This window comes from Collinsella sp. AM36-4AA, assembly GCF_003467795.1.
In the GTDB taxonomy this organism is placed as follows: Bacteria; Actinomycetota; Coriobacteriia; order Coriobacteriales; family Coriobacteriaceae; genus Collinsella.
This window is the reverse complement of sequence record NZ_QSHS01000005.1, coordinates 89,911-107,230: the sequence shown is the minus strand read 5'-3', so window position 1 is coordinate 107,230 and position 17,320 is coordinate 89,911. Positions and strand designations below refer to the sequence as shown.

The 17,320-nt window shown below is 60.6% G+C and carries 14 protein-coding genes; 5 read left to right on the top strand and 9 right to left on the bottom strand.

Features of this window, described 5'->3' with window-relative positions:
* Nucleotides 1–48 precede the first annotated feature (48 nt).
* A complete protein-coding gene (locus DW850_RS03250) occupies nucleotides 49–606 on the bottom strand; it encodes a hypothetical protein (protein WP_117786219.1) in 558 nt (185 codons plus the stop codon).
* Nucleotides 607–842: 236 nt separating this feature from the next.
* A complete protein-coding gene (locus DW850_RS03245; RefSeq protein WP_117786218.1) occupies nucleotides 843–1,379 on the bottom strand; it encodes a PTS glucose transporter subunit IIA in 537 nt (178 codons plus the stop codon).
* A gap of 326 nt (nucleotides 1,380–1,705) precedes the next feature.
* Between DW850_RS03245 and DW850_RS03240 the strand changes: the two genes are divergently transcribed.
* The gene (locus tag DW850_RS03240) at nucleotides 1,706–2,392 is read left to right on the top strand and encodes a MurR/RpiR family transcriptional regulator (RefSeq protein WP_233540598.1); all 687 of its coding nucleotides are present in this window, start codon (nucleotides 1,706–1,708) and stop codon (nucleotides 2,390–2,392) included.
* Between the two features lie 14 nt (nucleotides 2,393–2,406).
* Nucleotides 2,407–2,559 carry a hypothetical protein gene (locus tag DW850_RS10365; protein ID WP_233540597.1) on the top strand — a complete coding sequence of 51 codons (153 nt, stop codon included), beginning with the start codon at nucleotides 2,407–2,409 and terminating at the stop codon, nucleotides 2,557–2,559.
* Nucleotides 2,560–2,702: 143 nt separating this feature from the next.
* Here DW850_RS10365 and DW850_RS03235 read toward each other — a convergent pair whose 3' ends face one another.
* Both DW850_RS03235 and pyrE read right to left on the bottom strand, forming a co-directional pair.
* On the bottom strand, nucleotides 2,703–3,323 hold the full coding sequence (locus DW850_RS03235) for a helix-turn-helix domain-containing protein (RefSeq protein ID WP_055250846.1): 621 nt from the start codon (nucleotides 3,321–3,323) through the stop codon (nucleotides 2,703–2,705).
* 396 nt (nucleotides 3,324–3,719) lie between these two features.
* Nucleotides 3,720–4,400, bottom strand: coding sequence for an orotate phosphoribosyltransferase (pyrE, locus tag DW850_RS03230; RefSeq protein ID WP_117655467.1), 681 nt, complete (start codon nucleotides 4,398–4,400; stop codon nucleotides 3,720–3,722).
* A gap of 438 nt (nucleotides 4,401–4,838) precedes the next feature.
* Between pyrE and mgtA the strand changes: the two genes are divergently transcribed.
* Together mgtA and DW850_RS03220 are read left to right on the top strand one after the other, a co-directional pair.
* Nucleotides 4,839–7,607: a magnesium-translocating P-type ATPase gene (gene mgtA / locus DW850_RS03225; RefSeq protein ID WP_117786217.1), complete on the top strand. Its 2,769-nt coding sequence runs from the start codon at nucleotides 4,839–4,841 to the stop codon at nucleotides 7,605–7,607.
* A gap of 383 nt (nucleotides 7,608–7,990) precedes the next feature.
* Nucleotides 7,991–9,256 carry an ATP-binding protein gene (locus DW850_RS03220; RefSeq protein ID WP_158549353.1) on the top strand — a complete coding sequence of 422 codons (1,266 nt, stop codon included), beginning with the start codon at nucleotides 7,991–7,993 and terminating at the stop codon, nucleotides 9,254–9,256.
* A 97-nt stretch (nucleotides 9,257–9,353) separates the two neighbouring features.
* Here DW850_RS03220 and DW850_RS03215 read toward each other — a convergent pair whose 3' ends face one another.
* The 5 genes from DW850_RS03215 to DW850_RS03195 form a co-directional block, all read right to left on the bottom strand.
* Nucleotides 9,354–10,784, bottom strand: coding sequence for a 6-phospho-beta-glucosidase (locus DW850_RS03215; RefSeq protein ID WP_117786216.1), 1,431 nt, complete (start codon nucleotides 10,782–10,784; stop codon nucleotides 9,354–9,356).
* Nucleotides 10,785–11,137: 353 nt separating this feature from the next.
* Nucleotides 11,138–11,782, bottom strand: coding sequence for a DUF4867 family protein (locus DW850_RS03210; protein ID WP_117583664.1), 645 nt, complete (start codon nucleotides 11,780–11,782; stop codon nucleotides 11,138–11,140).
* A 144-nt stretch (nucleotides 11,783–11,926) separates the two neighbouring features.
* Nucleotides 11,927–12,415 carry an S-ribosylhomocysteine lyase gene (locus DW850_RS03205; protein WP_117583665.1) on the bottom strand — a complete coding sequence of 163 codons (489 nt, stop codon included), beginning with the start codon at nucleotides 12,413–12,415 and terminating at the stop codon, nucleotides 11,927–11,929.
* Nucleotides 12,416–12,518: 103 nt separating this feature from the next.
* On the bottom strand, nucleotides 12,519–13,493 hold the full coding sequence (locus DW850_RS03200) for a nucleoside hydrolase (RefSeq protein ID WP_117583666.1): 975 nt from the start codon (nucleotides 13,491–13,493) through the stop codon (nucleotides 12,519–12,521).
* Between the two features lie 30 nt (nucleotides 13,494–13,523).
* The gene (locus DW850_RS03195) at nucleotides 13,524–14,486 is read right to left on the bottom strand and encodes a ribokinase (RefSeq protein WP_117786215.1); all 963 of its coding nucleotides are present in this window, start codon (nucleotides 14,484–14,486) and stop codon (nucleotides 13,524–13,526) included.
* Between the two features lie 187 nt (nucleotides 14,487–14,673).
* Between DW850_RS03195 and DW850_RS03190 the strand changes: the two genes are divergently transcribed.
* Nucleotides 14,674–16,890: an acyltransferase family protein gene (locus DW850_RS03190; protein ID WP_117786214.1), complete on the top strand. Its 2,217-nt coding sequence runs from the start codon at nucleotides 14,674–14,676 to the stop codon at nucleotides 16,888–16,890.
* The last annotated feature ends 430 nt before the right edge of the window (nucleotides 16,891–17,320 follow it).

The following is a 17,320-nucleotide window of genomic DNA, read 5'->3' as shown; positions in this document are numbered from 1 at the left end:
CGTTACGGCGTTTGGTAAAACGCCGTAACAAACTACCGCGTAACTCCCCTAGCTCAGCATTGCATCCATCATCTCGGAGTTGACGGAGTCGTCGGCAGACCACTCGCCGTCGTCGTTGCAGGTGTACTTGAAGATAACCGTGGTCTTCCTGGGCTCGGTGGCCTTGGTCACATCGACCATAACCTGACCGGCCATCTTGTACAGCTCGTCATCGGAAGGAACCGTGTCAAGCGCAGCGACCTTCTCCTGATACTGAGTGGAGAAGTCCTCGACGATCTTGTTCATAGACTTGCATGTGATAGAGACCTCAGCGGTCGCGACACCCTTGTCCTCGTCGACCGTCACGTCGCCGATCTTGTAGTCAAAGCCCTCGAGATAGGTCTTGGCGTACTCCTTGGGATCGATACCCAACTGCTCGCACTCGTCGCCCGAAGCCTCCTCCAGACCAGAGAGGAAGTCGTCGCCACCGTTCTTGACCTCGTCAAACTGCGTCGTAAGATCCTCGGTGATGAGCTCCTCAACCGAAGGACCTCCACAGCCGGAAAGCACGACCACGCATGCAACCAAGACGGCCATGAGGGGCGCAAGCAGCAGCTTCTTTTTCATGTTGTTCCTCCCAATGAGCGGCACCGCGCTTCCCGGACGCGGCGCACGTTGTAATAAGTAAGCCCATACTATCCACTTATGAACGCCCTCGGCAACGCGAAGGCGCGGTCGGTTCGTTTTAGCGTCCGAACGGTTTGCAAGCCCGCCCAACGTGCAATAAAACGCTTCCCCGCGGTGCAATAAAAAAGGTGGCCGGAAAACCCGACCACCCTTGCACATCCTTTGGATGCCGCAGTTTACTTGCGGACGACCTTAACGATGGCGTCACCGGCGGCGACAGCGGAGTCGGCCTCGACGGCGAGTTCGACATCGGCAAACTCGGCGGTGTTGGACACAGCAACGACGACGCAGTCCTTGTAGCCGGCAGCGGCGATCTTGGCGCGGTCGATCTTGAGCATGGGCTGGCCAGCCTTCACGACGTCATCGGCCTTGACGAAGCCCTCGAAGCCATCGCCGTTCATGTTGACGGTATCGACGCCAACGTGCACCAAAACCTCGATGCCGCTATCGGACTGCAGACCCACGGCGTGGCCCATGGTGACGGTCACCTTGCCGTCGCAGGGAGCGTAGACCAGGTCGTCCTCGGGCCACACGGCGCAGCCCTTGCCCAGAACCTCGCCACCAAAGACGGGATCGGGCACGTCGGCCATCTTGATGACCTTGCCCTTGACGGGCGAGCACAGCACGTCGGCGCCGGCAGAAGCAGAGATGGAGGCGGGAGCAGTAGCAGCGGCAGGCTCAGCCTTCTTCTTGAACATGTCAAACAGACCCATACGTTTTCTCCTCTTGATTAAGCGCAACGTTATGCGCATGCCTACGGTGATTATAGTGCTAAATGGCCAAAATACTAAGGCGAGGGCTCGAATCGCAAGCCCTTCCCGGTAGTGCTCGTGGGATGAGCGTCTCCTTTGCATCGCGGGTCGATAAGCCGAGTATCGCCCACGCGCGGGACGGGCAGAAGCGGGCGCGCCAAACCCGACACTTCTTTTCGCGCCCACGGACTGCCGCCGCTCCGTCCCTGACACTTCCTGATACCGGCCGAAACGTGCCAAAATAAACCTGTCCCTTTTTGGCAGGTTTGGCGAGTGTGGGAGTTCGCATGGATATCAAACGCAAGATTTCCGAGGCACAGGGCCTTACCCCTACCGAGCAACAGCTCGGCATCTCGGCCCTTGCCATGGGCGAAAACGTCCGCGGGCTTTCCATTAAGGAATTTGCCGCGTGCGCCAACGTTTCTGTCGCGAGCGTGCACCGCTTTTGCAAAAAACTCGGCCTCGAGGGATTCAAAGACCTCAAAGTCGAACTCATCCGTCTGGCGACCGAGGCGGGCAACCGGCGCGACGTGGACATCAACTTTCCCTTCGATGTCACCTCCACCCCTGCGCAGGTGATGGAACGCATGGAGGGGCTCTACCAGACCACTTTGGCCGAAACGCAGGAGCTGCTCGACCCCACGCAGCTCGACCAGGCCGCCAAGCTCGTCATGCGCGCCGGCACCGTGGACATCTACACGGGCTCGCATAACCTGTATCCAGCGAGGATGTTCCGCGACCGCCTACTCTCGTCCGGAAAAGCGCCACATGCTACGGCAACATCAAGGCACAGGTGCGCACGGCTCTCACCTCGGATTCAGACCGCGCGGCGATCGTTATCTCCTACAGCGGCCTTGCGCCCAACCTCAAGGAAATCTTGCCGATCCTCAGCAGCCGGCATGTCCCGGTCATCGTCATCGGCACGCCATACTGCGCGCGCATTCACCCCGGCTTTGCTGCCTACCTTACGGTGAGCGATCACGAGAGCATGACGCACCGCATCACGCGGTTCGCAAGCCATATCGCCGTGCAATACGTACTCGATTCGCTCTATAGCAGCTACTTTGCCAAAGATTACGCCCGCTGCTCCGAGTTCCTAGAGCGTTCGTTCCCCTACACCCGCCTGCCCGGACTCAAGTAGCGACGAGCGTGGATTTTTGGACACTCAGATAACGAGCGTGAATAATCTCCCACTTTGAGCCCGCACACAGACCAAAACCGGGAGATTATCCACGCTCATTTTGGGTCCCCTGGGAACGCATGAGGAGGGCGGATAGACAGCCGTTATTTGCGAGGCGTCAGCGACGTAAAGAGTCCGTGTTGGTTGCAGTAAAGATATATCCTGCCGCGCCCGGTAATATGGAAGCGCGGCTGCACCGATTGCTCTGGATAGAGCTTCTTAAAGCAGATGCCGTCCATAGTCGCATATGCCACAAAGCTAATGTAGTGATCCTTGGTCATGGGATGATCGAGCGTGACGTACCAATCGTCCTCGATGCGCTCGATGGAAAAGGCGTGGTCCGCGTCCGGCTCTTCGGCCTCCTGGGGAAACATCGTGGAGCCACAGCAGCTAAAGCTGCCTTCTCCGAGCGCGTGCACAACGTTTCCGCAGATAGGGCAAACGTAAAAGACGCCTTTGAGCATATTGCCTGCACGGTTGGCGTTGGCCCGAATGTCACCAGCCAAAAGCTCAGCCACGCTTATGCCGAGTCTCTGGGCCAAAGGCTCAACGAGGGAAATGTCGGGAAGGCCGCGGCCGGATTCCCACTTGCTGACGGCTTTATCGGTCACGCCAAGGCTTTCCGCAAGGGCGCGCTGGGTGAGGCCGCGCTCTTCGCGCAGCTGCTTGATGGCATGCGCTGCCAAAAAAGTATGGGAGGCATTGGTTTGCCGTGTCTGGTTCATGGGCTGTCCAATCAAATTGAAGAAATGGAGTGAACCGGTTCGACAGTCAGTATCCATTTGAAGGCCAGGCTCGACAACCTACGCTGCGTAGACATGCGCCAATCGAACGAGCGCGGATTTTTGGACGCTCATCCTGAGTAGTCATTTAAGAACGTCCCCAATGACCACCCCAACAAGGAGTGTCCCAAACTGCCGGCAGAAAAGGAACGTCCCCAAGTGCCGGCCCAGCAACGCCGATGTTTTGGCAACGACAGCGAGCGGGTCGCATTTGAGACAAGGTGACGTGAAACGAAAGGGCGCTGACCTTCTGGTCGCGCCCTTGAAGTTGAACGTCAGATTGTCCAAATGCGGCCCGCGCAGCGTCGAGCAGTTACGGCGTTTGGTAAAACGCCGTAACTAACGAGCTCCGTACTGCTCGTAGTAGGCGTCGATGGCGGTCTTGAGTTCGTCATCGATGACGACCTTGCCGTCGATCTCGTGGTTGTAGAGAGTCTCGACGACCTCGGCCATGGAGACGATGCTCGCGACGGGGAAACCGTACTTGGCCTCGATCTCCTTCTGCGCGGTGGTCACGCCACCCTTGCCGACCTCCATGCGGTTGAGGGACACGATCAGGCCCTTGATCTCGACATCGGCAGCAGCCTTGACCTTGGGATAGGTCTCGTCGATGGACTTACCGCTGGTGGTGACGTCCTCGACCATGACCACGCGGTCGCCGTCCTGGGGCTCATAGCCCAGCAGGTTGCCCTTATCGGCGCCGTGGTCCTTGGCCTCCTTGCGGTCGCAGCAGTACTTGACCTCCTTGCCGTACAGCTCGTGGTAGGCAATCGCGGTCACGACGGCCAGCGGAATACCCTTGTAGGCCGGCCCAAACAGCACATCAAAGTCGTCGCCAAAGTTATCGTGGATGGCCTGGGCGTAATACTCGCCCAGCTTCTTGAGCTGATAGCCCGTCACGTAGGCGCCGGCGTTCATAAAGAACGGGGACTGACGGCCGCTCTTGAGCGTAAAGCTGCCGAACTTAAGAACGTCGGACTCGACCATAAACTTGATGAACTCTTGCTTGTAAGCCTCCATGCGGGCTCCTCTCGTAATCGCGTACGTGCCTTCCAGTTTAGCGCAGGCGAAGCGTCGATGCGGGCGCGCTTTGAGGCCACGGCATTCTGTAAAGGCTTTGTCAGGGGCAACGGTTTTCCGAACAATGGGGGTTGACATGTCAAACCCCCTCATCAAGAATACGGGCGGATTAGAAAGGGTACGAGATACCCAAAGCGCGCTGCGCCCGTCCATAAGGAGGTGTGCCATGGAAGGCAGTCATAGTCGAAAAACCTGCATGTCGCCCTCGGCACGCCGCGAGGATTCCGTATTCGCATAAGCGTCACGAACCGATCGTCAAAACCGCCACAAAGGTGCCTGTCCCCTTTGTGGCGGTTCGCGAGCTTGACGTGAGCGACATCTAGGTTTTTTGAAGCAAATACGACACGTACGCTAACTCCCTTCAACAAGGAGGACCCTATGCTGATGCTCAAAACCGCTACGGTACTCGAAGCTATCTCCAAGCGCCGCCGCACGGCGCGCCCTACCGCCCACGCCGGCCTGCCCAAGAACACCATATTCGCCGCCACCCATTGTGCTGAGGACACTCTCGTACTGCTTGACGCCACGGCAAACGGCCTCACCGCCGAGCAGGCAACCGAGCGCCTGGACGCCTCCGGCCCCAACACCATCGAGGCGCCGACCAAGACACTCGCCCGCCGTATCGCCGACGCCTTTGTCGACCCCTTCGCCGGCATCCTCGCCGCTCTCGCGCTGGTCTCGCTCTACATCGACGTGCTCGCCGTGCCCGAACCGCAGCGCGACCCCTCCACGGTCATCGTCATCGGCATCATGTTGCTGGTATCGGGCGGTATGAAGTTTATCCAAGAAGCCCGCAGCGGCAATGCGACCGAGGCCCTCAAGGACCTGGTCTCCAACACTTGCACCGCTCTGCGCGACGGTGAGCGCGTCGAGATCCCCTTCGACGAGCTCGTCCCCGGTGATGTGATCCGCCTCTCTGCCGGCGACATGGTGCCGGCCGATGCCCGCATCATCACCGCGCGCGACCTGTTTGTGATCGAGTCCGCACTCACCGGCGAGAGTGAGGCTGTCGAGAAGACCGCTGCCATCACCGTCGTCGAGGGCGCCGACGACTCCGCACTGCCGCTCTCTGCCTGCAAAAACATCGTCTTTACCGGCACCTCCGTGCAAAACGGCACCGCTATGGCACTTGTCGTAGCCACCGGCTCGGACACTTACCTGGGCGGCATCGCCAAGATGCTCAACGGACGCGGCGAGAAGAGCGCGTTTGACCGCGGCGTCTCGAGCGTCTCCATGCTGCTCGTACGCCTCATGCTCGTTATGGCGCCGGCCGTCTTTGCCATCAACGCCGCCACCAAGGGCAACGTCATCGACGCGCTGCTGTTCGCCACGAGCGTGGCCGTGGGCATCACGCCGCAGATGCTTCCCGTCATCGTGACCACGAGCCTGTCGCAGGGCGCCAAGGACCTCGCCCGTCGTCAGGTTATCGTCAAGGAACTGCCGGCGATCCAAAACCTCGGCGCGATGGACGTCCTGTGCTGCGACAAGACCGGCACCCTCACCGAAGACCGCATCGTGCTCGAGCGCTACCTCAACACCGACGGCAACGAAGACGCACGCGTGCTGCGCCATGCGTTTTTGAACAGCTTCTTCCAGACCGGCCTCAAGAACCTTATCGACCTGGCCGTCATCGACCGCGCCGATGTGACGCCCTCGGCCGCAGCACCCGATTCCATGCTGGGCCAGAGCCTGCGCGACCGCTATACCAAGATCGACGAGGTGCCCTTCGATTTCTCGCGCCGTCGCCTGAGCGTAGTTGTCGCCGACGCCCAAGGCAAAACCCAGATGGTCACCAAGGGAGCTGCCGAGGAAATGCTCGAGATCTGCTCCTTTGTCGAGGTCGATGGTGCCGCCCAGCCGCTTACCAAAGATAAGCTCGCCCAGATTCGCAAGCAGGTAGCCGGGCTCAACGCCGAGGGCCTGCGCGTGATTGCCGTGGCGCAGAAAACCAATCCGCGCTGCGTGGGCGAGTTTGGCATCGCCGACGAGTGCGACATGGTGCTGATGGGCTTTTTGGCCTTCCTCGATCCGCCCAAAGCAAGTGCCGCGGGCGCCGTCGCCACCCTCGAGGCCAAGGGCGTCGCCGTTAAGGTCCTGACCGGCGACAATGACCGTGTCGCCGCCACCGTCTGCGAGCAGATCGGCATCGACGCGAGCAACGTCTTGCTGGGCTCCGAGATCGATGCGCTCGACGACGCCGAGCTTGCCGAGCGCGCCGAGAACACCCACCTCTTCGCCAAGCTCTCGCCGCTGCAGAAGGCGCGCCTGGTGCGCGTCATACGCGAGTTGCTCGGCCACACCGTGGGCTTTATGGGCGACGGCATCAACGACGCCGCCGCGATGCGTGCGAGCGACTGCGGCATCTCGGTCGACTCCGCCGTCGATATCGCCAAGGAATCCGCCGATATCATCTTGCTCCAAAAGGACCTGGGCGTGCTCGAGCGCGGCATCATCGAAGGCCGCCGCACCTACGGCAACCTGCTCAAGTACCTCAAGACCACGGTGAGCTCCAACTTTGGCAACGTGCTGTCCGTAACCGCTGCGAGCCTGTTCTTGCCGTTTTTGCCCATGAGCGCTCTGCAGCTGGTGCTGCTGTCGCTGGTCTACGAGATCGTGTGCATCGCACTGCCGTGGGACACCGTCGACAACGCCTGGACTGCCCGCCCGCGCGCTTGGGACGCTGCGTCCATCAAGGGCTTTATGCTCGAGCTGGGCCCCGTGAGCTCGCTGTTTGATATCGCGACTTTCGCCGCGCTCTTCTTTGTGGTGTGCCCCGCCGCCGTGGGCGCAAGCTGGGCAGAGCTTGCCGCTATAGGCGACGTCGCAGGCATGGCGGCCTTTACGGCGCTCTTCCAGAGCGGTTGGTTTGTCGAGTCCATGTGGTCGCAGACGCTCGTGGTCCACATGCTGCGCTCCCCGCGCCTGCCACGCCCGCGCGACCACGCCGCGCCCGCGCTGTGCCTCCTCACCGTGCTGGGCCTGGTGCTCGTCACCTGGCTGCCGGCAAGCCCCATCGCCGATGCGCTGGGTCTCATGCCGCTGCCGCCAATCTTCTTCGCGCTGCTCATCGGCATTGTCGCCGCCTACATCGCGCTCACCCAACTGGCCAAGCGCCGCTACATCGCCCGCCACGGCGAGCTGCTGTAACTTCACCGGCACCCTCGTCAAGGATGTTTGGGCCGCCGCGACCCGCCCCCGCTGGCCGCGGCGGCCCAAAACAGCTAAAAACGCCCCTCACCCCCGCTTTAATTTCTTTTGCAAGTTTTAACTTCTTTTGCTTTCTTTCACTTCTTTTAACAAGGCGCCCGGCGGGCATAAGTTGCTCGCCGGGGGTGTCGGTTCGACGAAGAGGCCTCAGCCGTAGCAACGGATTGCCCAGCGAGAGATTTCCCAAGTGCCAACTCAAACAGTACATGTTTAATCTGTTTCGTTAATTGAAATGCGTAAATATGGTTAACCAAAGAATTGATATTTGGTTAAATAGTAACTGTATATTTGGTTAAATGTACTGGTAAACAATGGTGATAATTATGCCAAAGAAGTACTACACTAGAATTATCGAAAATGAGCTTGACCAGCTGCTGGGTATATTCGGCGCCGTTCTCATCGAAGGACCGAAATGGTGCGGAAAGACGACCACGGCCGAGACCCGTGCGGCGTCCAGGCTCCTTCTCATGGACCCGTCCCGCAACTTCGAGAATCGCTTGCGTGCCGAGACTGACCCGGCTCTTGCCGTTTCCGGCGAGGTGCCGCGGCTGATTGACGAGTGGCAGGAGGTTCCGAAACTTTGGGACGCGGCACGGTTTGAGTGCGACAACCGCAGCGGCGAGCCTGGTCAGTTCATATTTACGGGGTCAGCGACACCGCGAGACGACGAACGTCCAATGCACAGTGGCGCTGGAAGGTTCGCTAAATTGCGCATGGATACCATGACGCTTTTCGAGCTTGGGAAATCCAGCGGCGCGGTTAAGCTGTCGGGCATTATTTCTGGCGAAAAGTTCAATGGCGCTTTCGGATCGCTGGATTCCGCCTCGATTGCCGAGTACGTTGTCCGTGGCGGATGGCCCGCGGCGGTCGGTCGCGATGCGCTGGCTGCGTCGGCGATGGCGAAACGTTACATCGGCATAGTCGCCGAAGAAGATTTGTCTCGTGTCGACGGCTCTCGCCGCGACCCTGAAAAGGTCAAAGCTGTCATCGAATCGCTTGCGCGCAATGAATCCACTTTGGCGACACTCAAGACGCTCGTAGCCGATCTTGGTGGAGAAGTATCGAGACAAACGGCGGCATCATATATATCCCTTCTCGCTCGGGTTAGTTTCGTTCGCGATATTCCCGCATGGAACCCCGCAATGAGATCTCCCGTGCACTTAAGAGAATCGAAGAAGCATCATCTCGCTGATCCGTCACTGGCGGCCGCTGCGCTCGGAGCGACTCCGGCGACATTGCTGCTAGATTTCAAGACGCTTGGGCTGCTTTTTGAATCGTTGGCCCTTCATGATTTGTGGGTTTATGCGCAGGCAAATGGAATGGGCCTCTATCACTATCACGATTCTCGCGATCTAGAAGTCGATGCAGTCATTGCGGCTCCCGGTGGAACGTGGATCCCGGTCGAAATCAAGCTCAGCTCCGCCCAAATCGAAGAGGCGTCTGACAGCCTTATTGCTGTCGAGAAGCGTATGGTTGCCGCCGGAAACAACCCGCCAGTTTCGAAAGTCGTAATCATTGGATTTGGTTCACAAGCCTATGTCACTGACCGCGGCGTCCAAGTTGTTCCGCTGGATGTGCTCGCGCCGTAGTGCAATTGCAAGTTTTTACTTCTTTTAACAAGGCACCCGACGGGCATAGGCTGCTCGCCGGGCGCCTTGGTTAGGATACTATTGCTGTTGAGAACGCCTAGGCCAAATCTTCGCCGTTGGTGGCGATAACCTTCTTGTACCAGTCAAAGCTCTTCTTCTTGGAACGCTTGAGGGTGCCGTTGCCGGCGTCGTCGCGGTCCACATAGATAAAGCCGTAGCGCTTGGACATCTCGCCCGTACCGGCCGAGACCAGGTCGATCGGGCCCCAGGTGGTGTAGCCCAGCAGGTCAACGCCGTCCTCGGTCACCGCATCGCGCATCGCGGCAATATGCTGACGCAGGAAGTCGATACGGTAGTCGTCGTTGATAGAACCATCCTCCTCGACAACATCCCTGGCACCCAGACCGTTCTCAACCACAAACAGCGGCTTCTGATAACGGTCGTACAGGTCATTAAGGGTGATGCGGAAGCCCAGCGGATCGATGGCCCAGCCCCACTGGCTCTCCTGCAGGTAGGGGTTCTTGGCGCCGGCGAAGGCGTTGCCCTGGGTGCGCTTGACATCGGGGTTGTCGGCACCGGCAGAGCAACGGGTGCTGTAGTAACTAAAGCTGATGAAGTCGACGGTGTTGGCAGCCAGGACCTCGCGGTCCTCGTCGGTCATGCCCACATCGATGCCCAGGCGCTCGAGTTTCTTGACGGCATAGGCCGGGTAGTAACCGCGGCTCTGGACGTCGACGAAGAAGTAATTGTCCTGGTTGTCAAGCTGAGCCTGGCGTACATCGCCCGGACGGCAGCTGTAGGGATAGTAGGTGCCCGCGGCGAGCATGCAGCCGATCTTGACCTCGGGGTCGATCTCGTGGGCGATCTTGGTTGCCCAAGCGCTGGCGACGAGCTCGTTGTGGGCGGCCAGGTACTCGACGGCTTCCTTGTTCTCGCCCTCCTCAAAGACCAGGCCGGCACCCATAAACGGCAGGTGAAGGATCATGTTGATCTCGTTGAAGGTGAGCCAGTACTTCACCAGGCCCTTGTAGCGGGTGAAGATCGTGGTCGCGAGGTTCTTGTAGAAGTCGATGAGCTTGCGGTTGCGCCAGCCGCCGTACTCCTTGATGAGGTGGACGGGGCAGTCGAAGTGCGTGATGGTCACGAGCGGCTCGATGCCGTGCGCCTGGCACTCGCGGAACACGTCCTCGTAAAAGGCCAGGCCGGCCTCGTTGGGCTCGGCCTCGTCACCGTTGGGGAAGATACGGGTCCAGGCCAGGCTCACGCGGAAGGTCTTAAAGCCCATCTCGGCAAAGAGGGCAATGTCCTCCTTGTAGTGATGGTAGAAATCGATGCCGGTCTGCGCGGGATAGTAATAGCCGTCCTCGAAGTCGAGCATCTTGCGCTGGCCGGAGACCACCGCGTAACGCTCCGGGCCGTGCGGCGCCACATCCACGTTGGCCAGGCCGCGACCGTCAACGTTGTACGCGCCCTCGCACTGGTTGGCAGCCGTCGCGCCGCCCCACAGGAAGTCATTACGGAAAGCCATGCATCGATCCTTTCACACGCTGTTTGTCGTGGCTTCAGTATCCCCGTAAGCAGCGCGCCACTCAACGGCAACGGCGCAGGTCGGCACTTCTTTTCGCGCACAGACGCCCGGCAGCCGCCCCCGTCTGACACTTTTTGATACCTGCCCGCCCAAACCGCCAACCACCACAAAGGGGACAGGCACCTTTGCGGCGGATTGGGCCCGGTTTGTCTCGATCTGTAACAGTTAGGCAGCCAAAACCGGGCCTGGTGTTACAGATCGAGATTTTTCGGGCAGCCCCTTCAGTTTGTCTAAATCTGTAACAGGTAGAGACGATTTAGCCCGCTAGATGTTACAGATCGAGATGGAAGATTCTAGTCGCAGGCGATGTCGAGGTTCTTGCCGACGAGGCCTACGTAGCCGCCTTCGGCTGCTTTGGGGCTGTCGGCGTGGCAGAGGACCCACTTGTCGGCCTTCCAGTAGCAGTAGCTGTCGCCGGCCGCGGGCATGTCGGCCGCCGCCTCGGGGCGCGGGCCGTTGGTACCCGCCGGCAGCGCAACCATCACTTGGAAGCCGCCGTCGTCGACCATGCAGGGCGTGTAGTGAAGCGTGGTGTTGAAGACCTCGACGACCTTGCCCGCCGGCACGCGGAACGCCTTGACGCACGCGGTGTCGAGCTTGCCGTCCTCGATCTCCCAGCGATGCGCCACGAGCAGGATAAAGTCGCGGGCGCCCAGGTTAAACTCGCTGGCGCGGTGATACTCCAGGCAGTTGAGGCGTGTGTTGTGGCCGTTGCACCAGCCGAGCTGGAAGGGGCGGCCGCCAAACATGAGAAAGCCCAGTTTGTCGGCATCCTTGACGCCCTCGAGCTCCGGCGCACTTGCTACGTACTTACTGCCCTCGGGGATGGGCGTGGCAGAGAGCGCCTCGAGCACGGGCGACGTGAGCACGGACGGAACGTTATCCCAAACGTTGCCATAGGATTTGAACTCGGGATCGTTGACAGAGTAGATATGCATGTTCACTCCTGTTTGTAAATGTGACTATACGAACATTCTAGAACAAACATGAGCGATTTTGAACGCTCGTCCCGACCAATCAACAAAAAGGCGCCCCCGCATAAGCGAAGGCGCCCAATGCGCTCGTTTTGGGCGATAAAGCTCTTATGCCTGCTGATAGTGCAGGTGCTTCTCATCGATATCGGCCAGATCGCGGTCGAGGTAGCGGCGCGCGAGCCAGTTTGCCATGGGAAGGTTCTGGTCCAGGTAGTTACCGCACTCCTCGGGAGCGGCACCGGGGACATCGCCCTCAAAGCCGGCGACAAACTCGAACAGTTCGCGCACGAGCGGCAAGATTTCCTCGCTCGTCAGCTCACCAAAGACAACCAGGTAAAAGCCCGTACGGCAGCCCATGGGCCCAAAGTAGACAATGCGGCTCGACCACTCGGCATGATTGCGGAGGAACGTCGCGCCCAGGTGCTCGATGGTGTGGCACTCGGCCGTGTTCATGACCGGCTCTTTGTTGGGCGTGGTCAGGCGTAGGTCAAAGGTGGTGACGGCGGCGCCGGTCGCCGGATCGCGGTCGATGCGGCTCACGTACACGCCGGGCTCAAGCAGCAGATGGTCAACGGAAAAGCTCGCGATGCGCTCCATGGCAGATCCTCTCGATAGTCAAATTGGGACGGGGCTCTTTTAGCTGGTTCGAATGGTCGCACCAATCATACCAGTCAAAAAAGCCCCGTCCCAAAAAGACAACTTAGCCAAGGACACGGGCCATACGGGCCTTGAACTCGGACAGGAAGCGCGGGGTATCGACGGTCAGCGCCACGAGTGTGCTCTTGTCGGGATCTGCCACGCGGCGCTCATCGCAGATGGTGCGGCCGCGATACTCACCCAGCAAGTCAACACGCAGGTTACAGCCGAGCGCACCCACGAGCGTGGGATCAATCGCCACGGCAACCGCCAGCGGATCGTGCAGCGCGCAGCCGCCCAGGTAGGACGCGTTCATCTCGTACGAACCAATGTAGTGCTCGACCATGCTCGCAAATGCGCAGCCGGCCATGGTTCCCGAACCCGTCCAGCCGGCAATGTCGCGGCGCGTGAGCACCACGCGATGCGTCACGTCCAGGCCCACCATGGTGAGCTTACGGCCCGAGCGCAGCACCGCGTCGGCTGCCTCGGGGTCGCTCGCCATGTTGGCCTCGGCGCCCGCGCTCACGTTACCGGGCACGGTAAGGGCGCCGCCCATCACGACCACGCGGCCGATGGACATCATCGCCGCCGCATCGCGCTCCAGGGCGAGCGCTAGGTTGGAGAGCGGGCCAGTCGCTACGTAGACCAGATCGGGACCATAGGTGCGCGCGGCATCGATCAGATAATCGACCGCAGCGTTGCCGTCGGCCGAGGTCGCCCCCACCGGCTCGTAGGGCGACGCGGGCACGCTCGCGCCGCCGATGCCGTTCTTGCCGTGAATGAGCGCGGTGGACGCCGGCGGCGTATAGGGCTCAGTCGCTTGCAGAGGACGGTCGGCACCCAGGTACACCGGCACCTCGGGACGGCCCAACAGGTCGAGCACCGCCAGGCAGTTGTGCGCCGACTGCTCGACGCGCACGTTGCCAAAGCATGTGGTGATGCCCACGAGCTCCACCTCGGGGCTCGCGATGGCATAGGCAAGCGCCATCGCATCGTCCACACCCATATCCAGATCAAGGATCAGCTTCTTGGTTGCCATTGTTCTGCTCCGCTTCTCCGTCTTTATCGTTTAACCAAACCAATGTTCAACTTCGGCGCGCGTGGGAATCGATTGCTGAGCGCCCAGGCGCGACACCGTCACTGCCGAGGCGCGAGCACCCGCGGCCATGCACTCAAAGAGCGGCAGGCCCTCCAGGCGAGCCGCCGCAAGCGCACCAATAAACGTATCGCCCGCGGCCGTCGTATCGACCACCGCGCACGAAAGTGCCGGCATGCGCAGCAGCTCACCGTCATCGCCAAATGCAACTGAGCCGGCACCGCCTAGCGTGATGACCGCAGCCCCGGCGCCCTTGTCGAGCAGCGCATTGAGCGCGGCGACGCAACTCGCATCATCCGTGGGCAGAATGCCCGTCAGCACCTGGCACTCGGTCTCGTTGGGGCAGACCAGGTCGACCGCAGGCCAGACCTCCGCAGGCAGCTCGCAGGCGGGCGCTGGATTAAAGACCGTATAGAACCCCAGCTCGTGAGCGCAAACAAGCGCCTCGGCCGTCGCCACAAGGTCACATTCGCCCTGGGCGATAAAGACGCTTCCGGCAGCCGGGGCAATCTCGCTGGCGTCGCCGTCGAGCTCATGGGCCACCAGACGCCTCAACGCGCAGGCAACGTCCGCGCCCGCAAGCGCATGGTTGGCGCCCGGTGACAGTATGATGCGGTTGTCGCTCTCGCAGCGAATGATAGTCGCGGTACCGGTCTCCACGTCATCGCGACGCGCCACAAACTCAACGCCCACGCCGGCATCCTGGAGCCCTGCCACAAGCGCATCGCCAAAGGTATCGCGCCCAACAGCGCCGATCATGCACGTGCGCGCATCCATGCGCGCAGCGGCAACGGCCTGATTGGCTCCCTTACCGCCGGCGTTGGTGATAAAACCGCTGCCATCGACCGTCTCGCCCGCGCGCGGCATGCGCTCGCACGCCACCGAAAGGTCCATGTTCATGCTGCCGAACACCGCAACGATGCTGTGATCCGCCATGGAAACCTCCTCGTCTTCAGGCTTTGCGCCCACCGTCGACCAACGATTGTGCACTCTCGCACCCCCTATAACTTTAGTCCACTTTGATGTGGACGCGCGCTTGAGCTTGCGCCAGCAGCAAGCATTCACAGGGGCAGGCAGCTACAATGAATACGTGCTGATTATTCTCGTCATTGGATGATGTTTTATGGAACAATTCTCGCAATCGGGCTCGCGCGGTCGACGCCGCACGGGCAACGAGCCGGCGCCGCACGAACGCGTGAAGGGCGAGCGCCGTGCCAACGAGCCGCGACGCACCGCGAGCCCCCATCGCGCTTCTGCCAACAACGCGGGCCGCGCCAACACTCCCGCCGCGGAGCAGACGCCTGCTCGCCCCAAGTCCCGCTACATCCCTGCCCTCGACGGCCTGCGCACGCTTGCCGTCGTCGCGGTGGTGCTCTATCACCTCAACCTCACGTGGGCTCAGGGCGGCCTGCTTGGCGTCACGATCTTCTTTGTGCTTTCGGGCTATCTGATCACGCGCTTGCTGCTCAACGAAGTCGCTAAGACCGGCCGCATCGACCTTAAGAGCTTCTGGATTCGCCGCATCCGTCGCCTGGTCCCCGCCGTGGTGACCGTTGTGGTTGTAACCTGTGCGCTGTGCACCGTCTTCAACCACGTGATGCTCACCAAGATGCGTCCCGACATTCTGCCGTCGCTGCTGTTCTTTAACAACTGGTGGCAGATTATGCAGGACGTCTCGTACTTCAACGCCCTGGGCGACCCCTCGCCGCTTACGCACTTTTGGTCGCTCGCCATCGAGGAACAATTCTACCTGGTTTGGCCACCGCTGCTGTTTGCCATGGTGTCCATGCATGTGAGCAAACCCAACACGCGCCGTGTGGTCCTGGGACTCGCAACGGTATCCGCCCTTGCCATGATGGTGCTCTACAACCCTGCCGCCGACCCCAGCCGCGTGTACTACGGCACCGACACCCGCGTCTTCTCGCTGCTGCTGGGCGCCTGGATGGCCTTTATCCCCGATCGCGACCTGGCGCCGGTGCGTCTCGCTCATCGTTTGGGGCTCAATCGCCTGGCTGGCGCCGCCAAGCACGGCAAGAACGCCGAGGGCGAGCCTGGCGAGAAGGCCGACAACGCAGCCGAGACCGTCCCGGCACAGCCGAGCGCCCTCGTGCGCTTTTGGTCCTCGCCCGCATCCATCGATGTGCTGGGCGTCGTGGGTCTGGTTGGCCTTGCCGCCATGGTCGCGCTCACCAACGGCTACACCGCGTTCCAGTATCGCGGCGGCACGCTGCTATGCTCCATCCTCACGCTCATGGTCATCGCGGCCTGCGTGCAGCCCCAGGGAATGGTTGCCCGCGCACTGTCCGCCGAGCCGCTCGTGTGGGTTGGCAAGCGCTCGTACAGCATCTACCTGTGGCACTATCCGCTACTGTTGCTCATGAACCCGGTCGCCAACATCAACGATACGCCGTGGTGGCAGTACATTTTGCAGGTGTTGTTGGTGGTCGCCGTAGCCGAATGTTCATATCGCTTTATCGAGACGCCGTTTAGAAAGGGCGCCTTTGGGCGCACCGTATCCGAGTTTCGCGACGGCGCCACCACGCCCGCCAACTGGGTACGCGCGCACGTCCCTGTCTGCGCAGCCTGCGCTGTCGTGTTGGTCGTTGCACTGGGCGGCCTGGTCTTTGTGCCCGAGACGTCTGCACTGAGCGGTGAGGGCGCCGAAGTCCTCAACAAGGAAGCCAAGAACACCGCGCCAACGGACCAACAGGCAGCCGACGACACCGACAAGGACAACGACGGCTTCCCCGATGGCTCCTACGACCTGTTGATGATCGGTGACTCCGTGTCGCTGCGCGCCGTTGATTCCTTTGACGGCGTGTTCCCGGACAGCCATATCGATGCCGAAAAGGGCCGCCAGTTTGATGCGGGCCGCGCGACATTTGAGGGCTATCTCCAACAGAACCTTGCCGGCAAGATCGTGGTCTTTGCACTGGGCACCAACGGCTTGGTAACCGACGACCAGATCGACGCCATCATGACCGATGCAGGAGATAAGCGTATTGTGGTGTTTGTGAACACGCGCAGCCCGCAGCCGTGGGTTGACTCTACCAACCAGGCCATCGCCAACGCTGCTACGCGCTACAAGAACGTGCGCGTTATCGACTGGTACGGATACAGTGCCAATCGCAACGACCTGTTCGATGGCGATGGCACGCACCTGTCGACCACTGGCGTGACTGAGTACCTCAACTTGATCCACGATGCTGTCAAGAAGGACCTGCCCGTGCATCCCGAGGATCACGTCAACGATCCGCAGCCGGCGGCCGTCAAGTCTGCCACCGACGCGCTCGTCAATGCGCTCGCTCTCAAGCCGCACAAGCTGGGCACCGACAAGTAACCTGCAACGCAAACTTCCCACATCCGGAGGGGGTGCCTGCCACGGCAGGCACCCCCTCCGGCAGTTAGGGACGTTCCTTATGTGCCGGCACCTAGGGACACTCCTGACACAGCCGAGGAACGCCCTCCTTGCGACCGAATTCTGGGCACCTCGCCACCCCGAACGTTGTTTCCAAGCCCACACCCGCAGCAAACAACCCAAAATCACTCTTTTCGAGCCGGCTCCAAGGGGTCGTGGACAAAAAGGGGCAAATATGAGTACTGTTACCATTTTAGTAGCAGGCAAAACCACCCAAAATGGCGCTCATGCGGTAGCGCGCGACCCTTCCAGTTGACCAGAATGGCCGGCTTAGGACTTGGAGACCCGCTTTTAATAAACAGATTCTTAACTATGTTCATTATTTTCTTGGTCGTAAATGCTATCGGCAAGG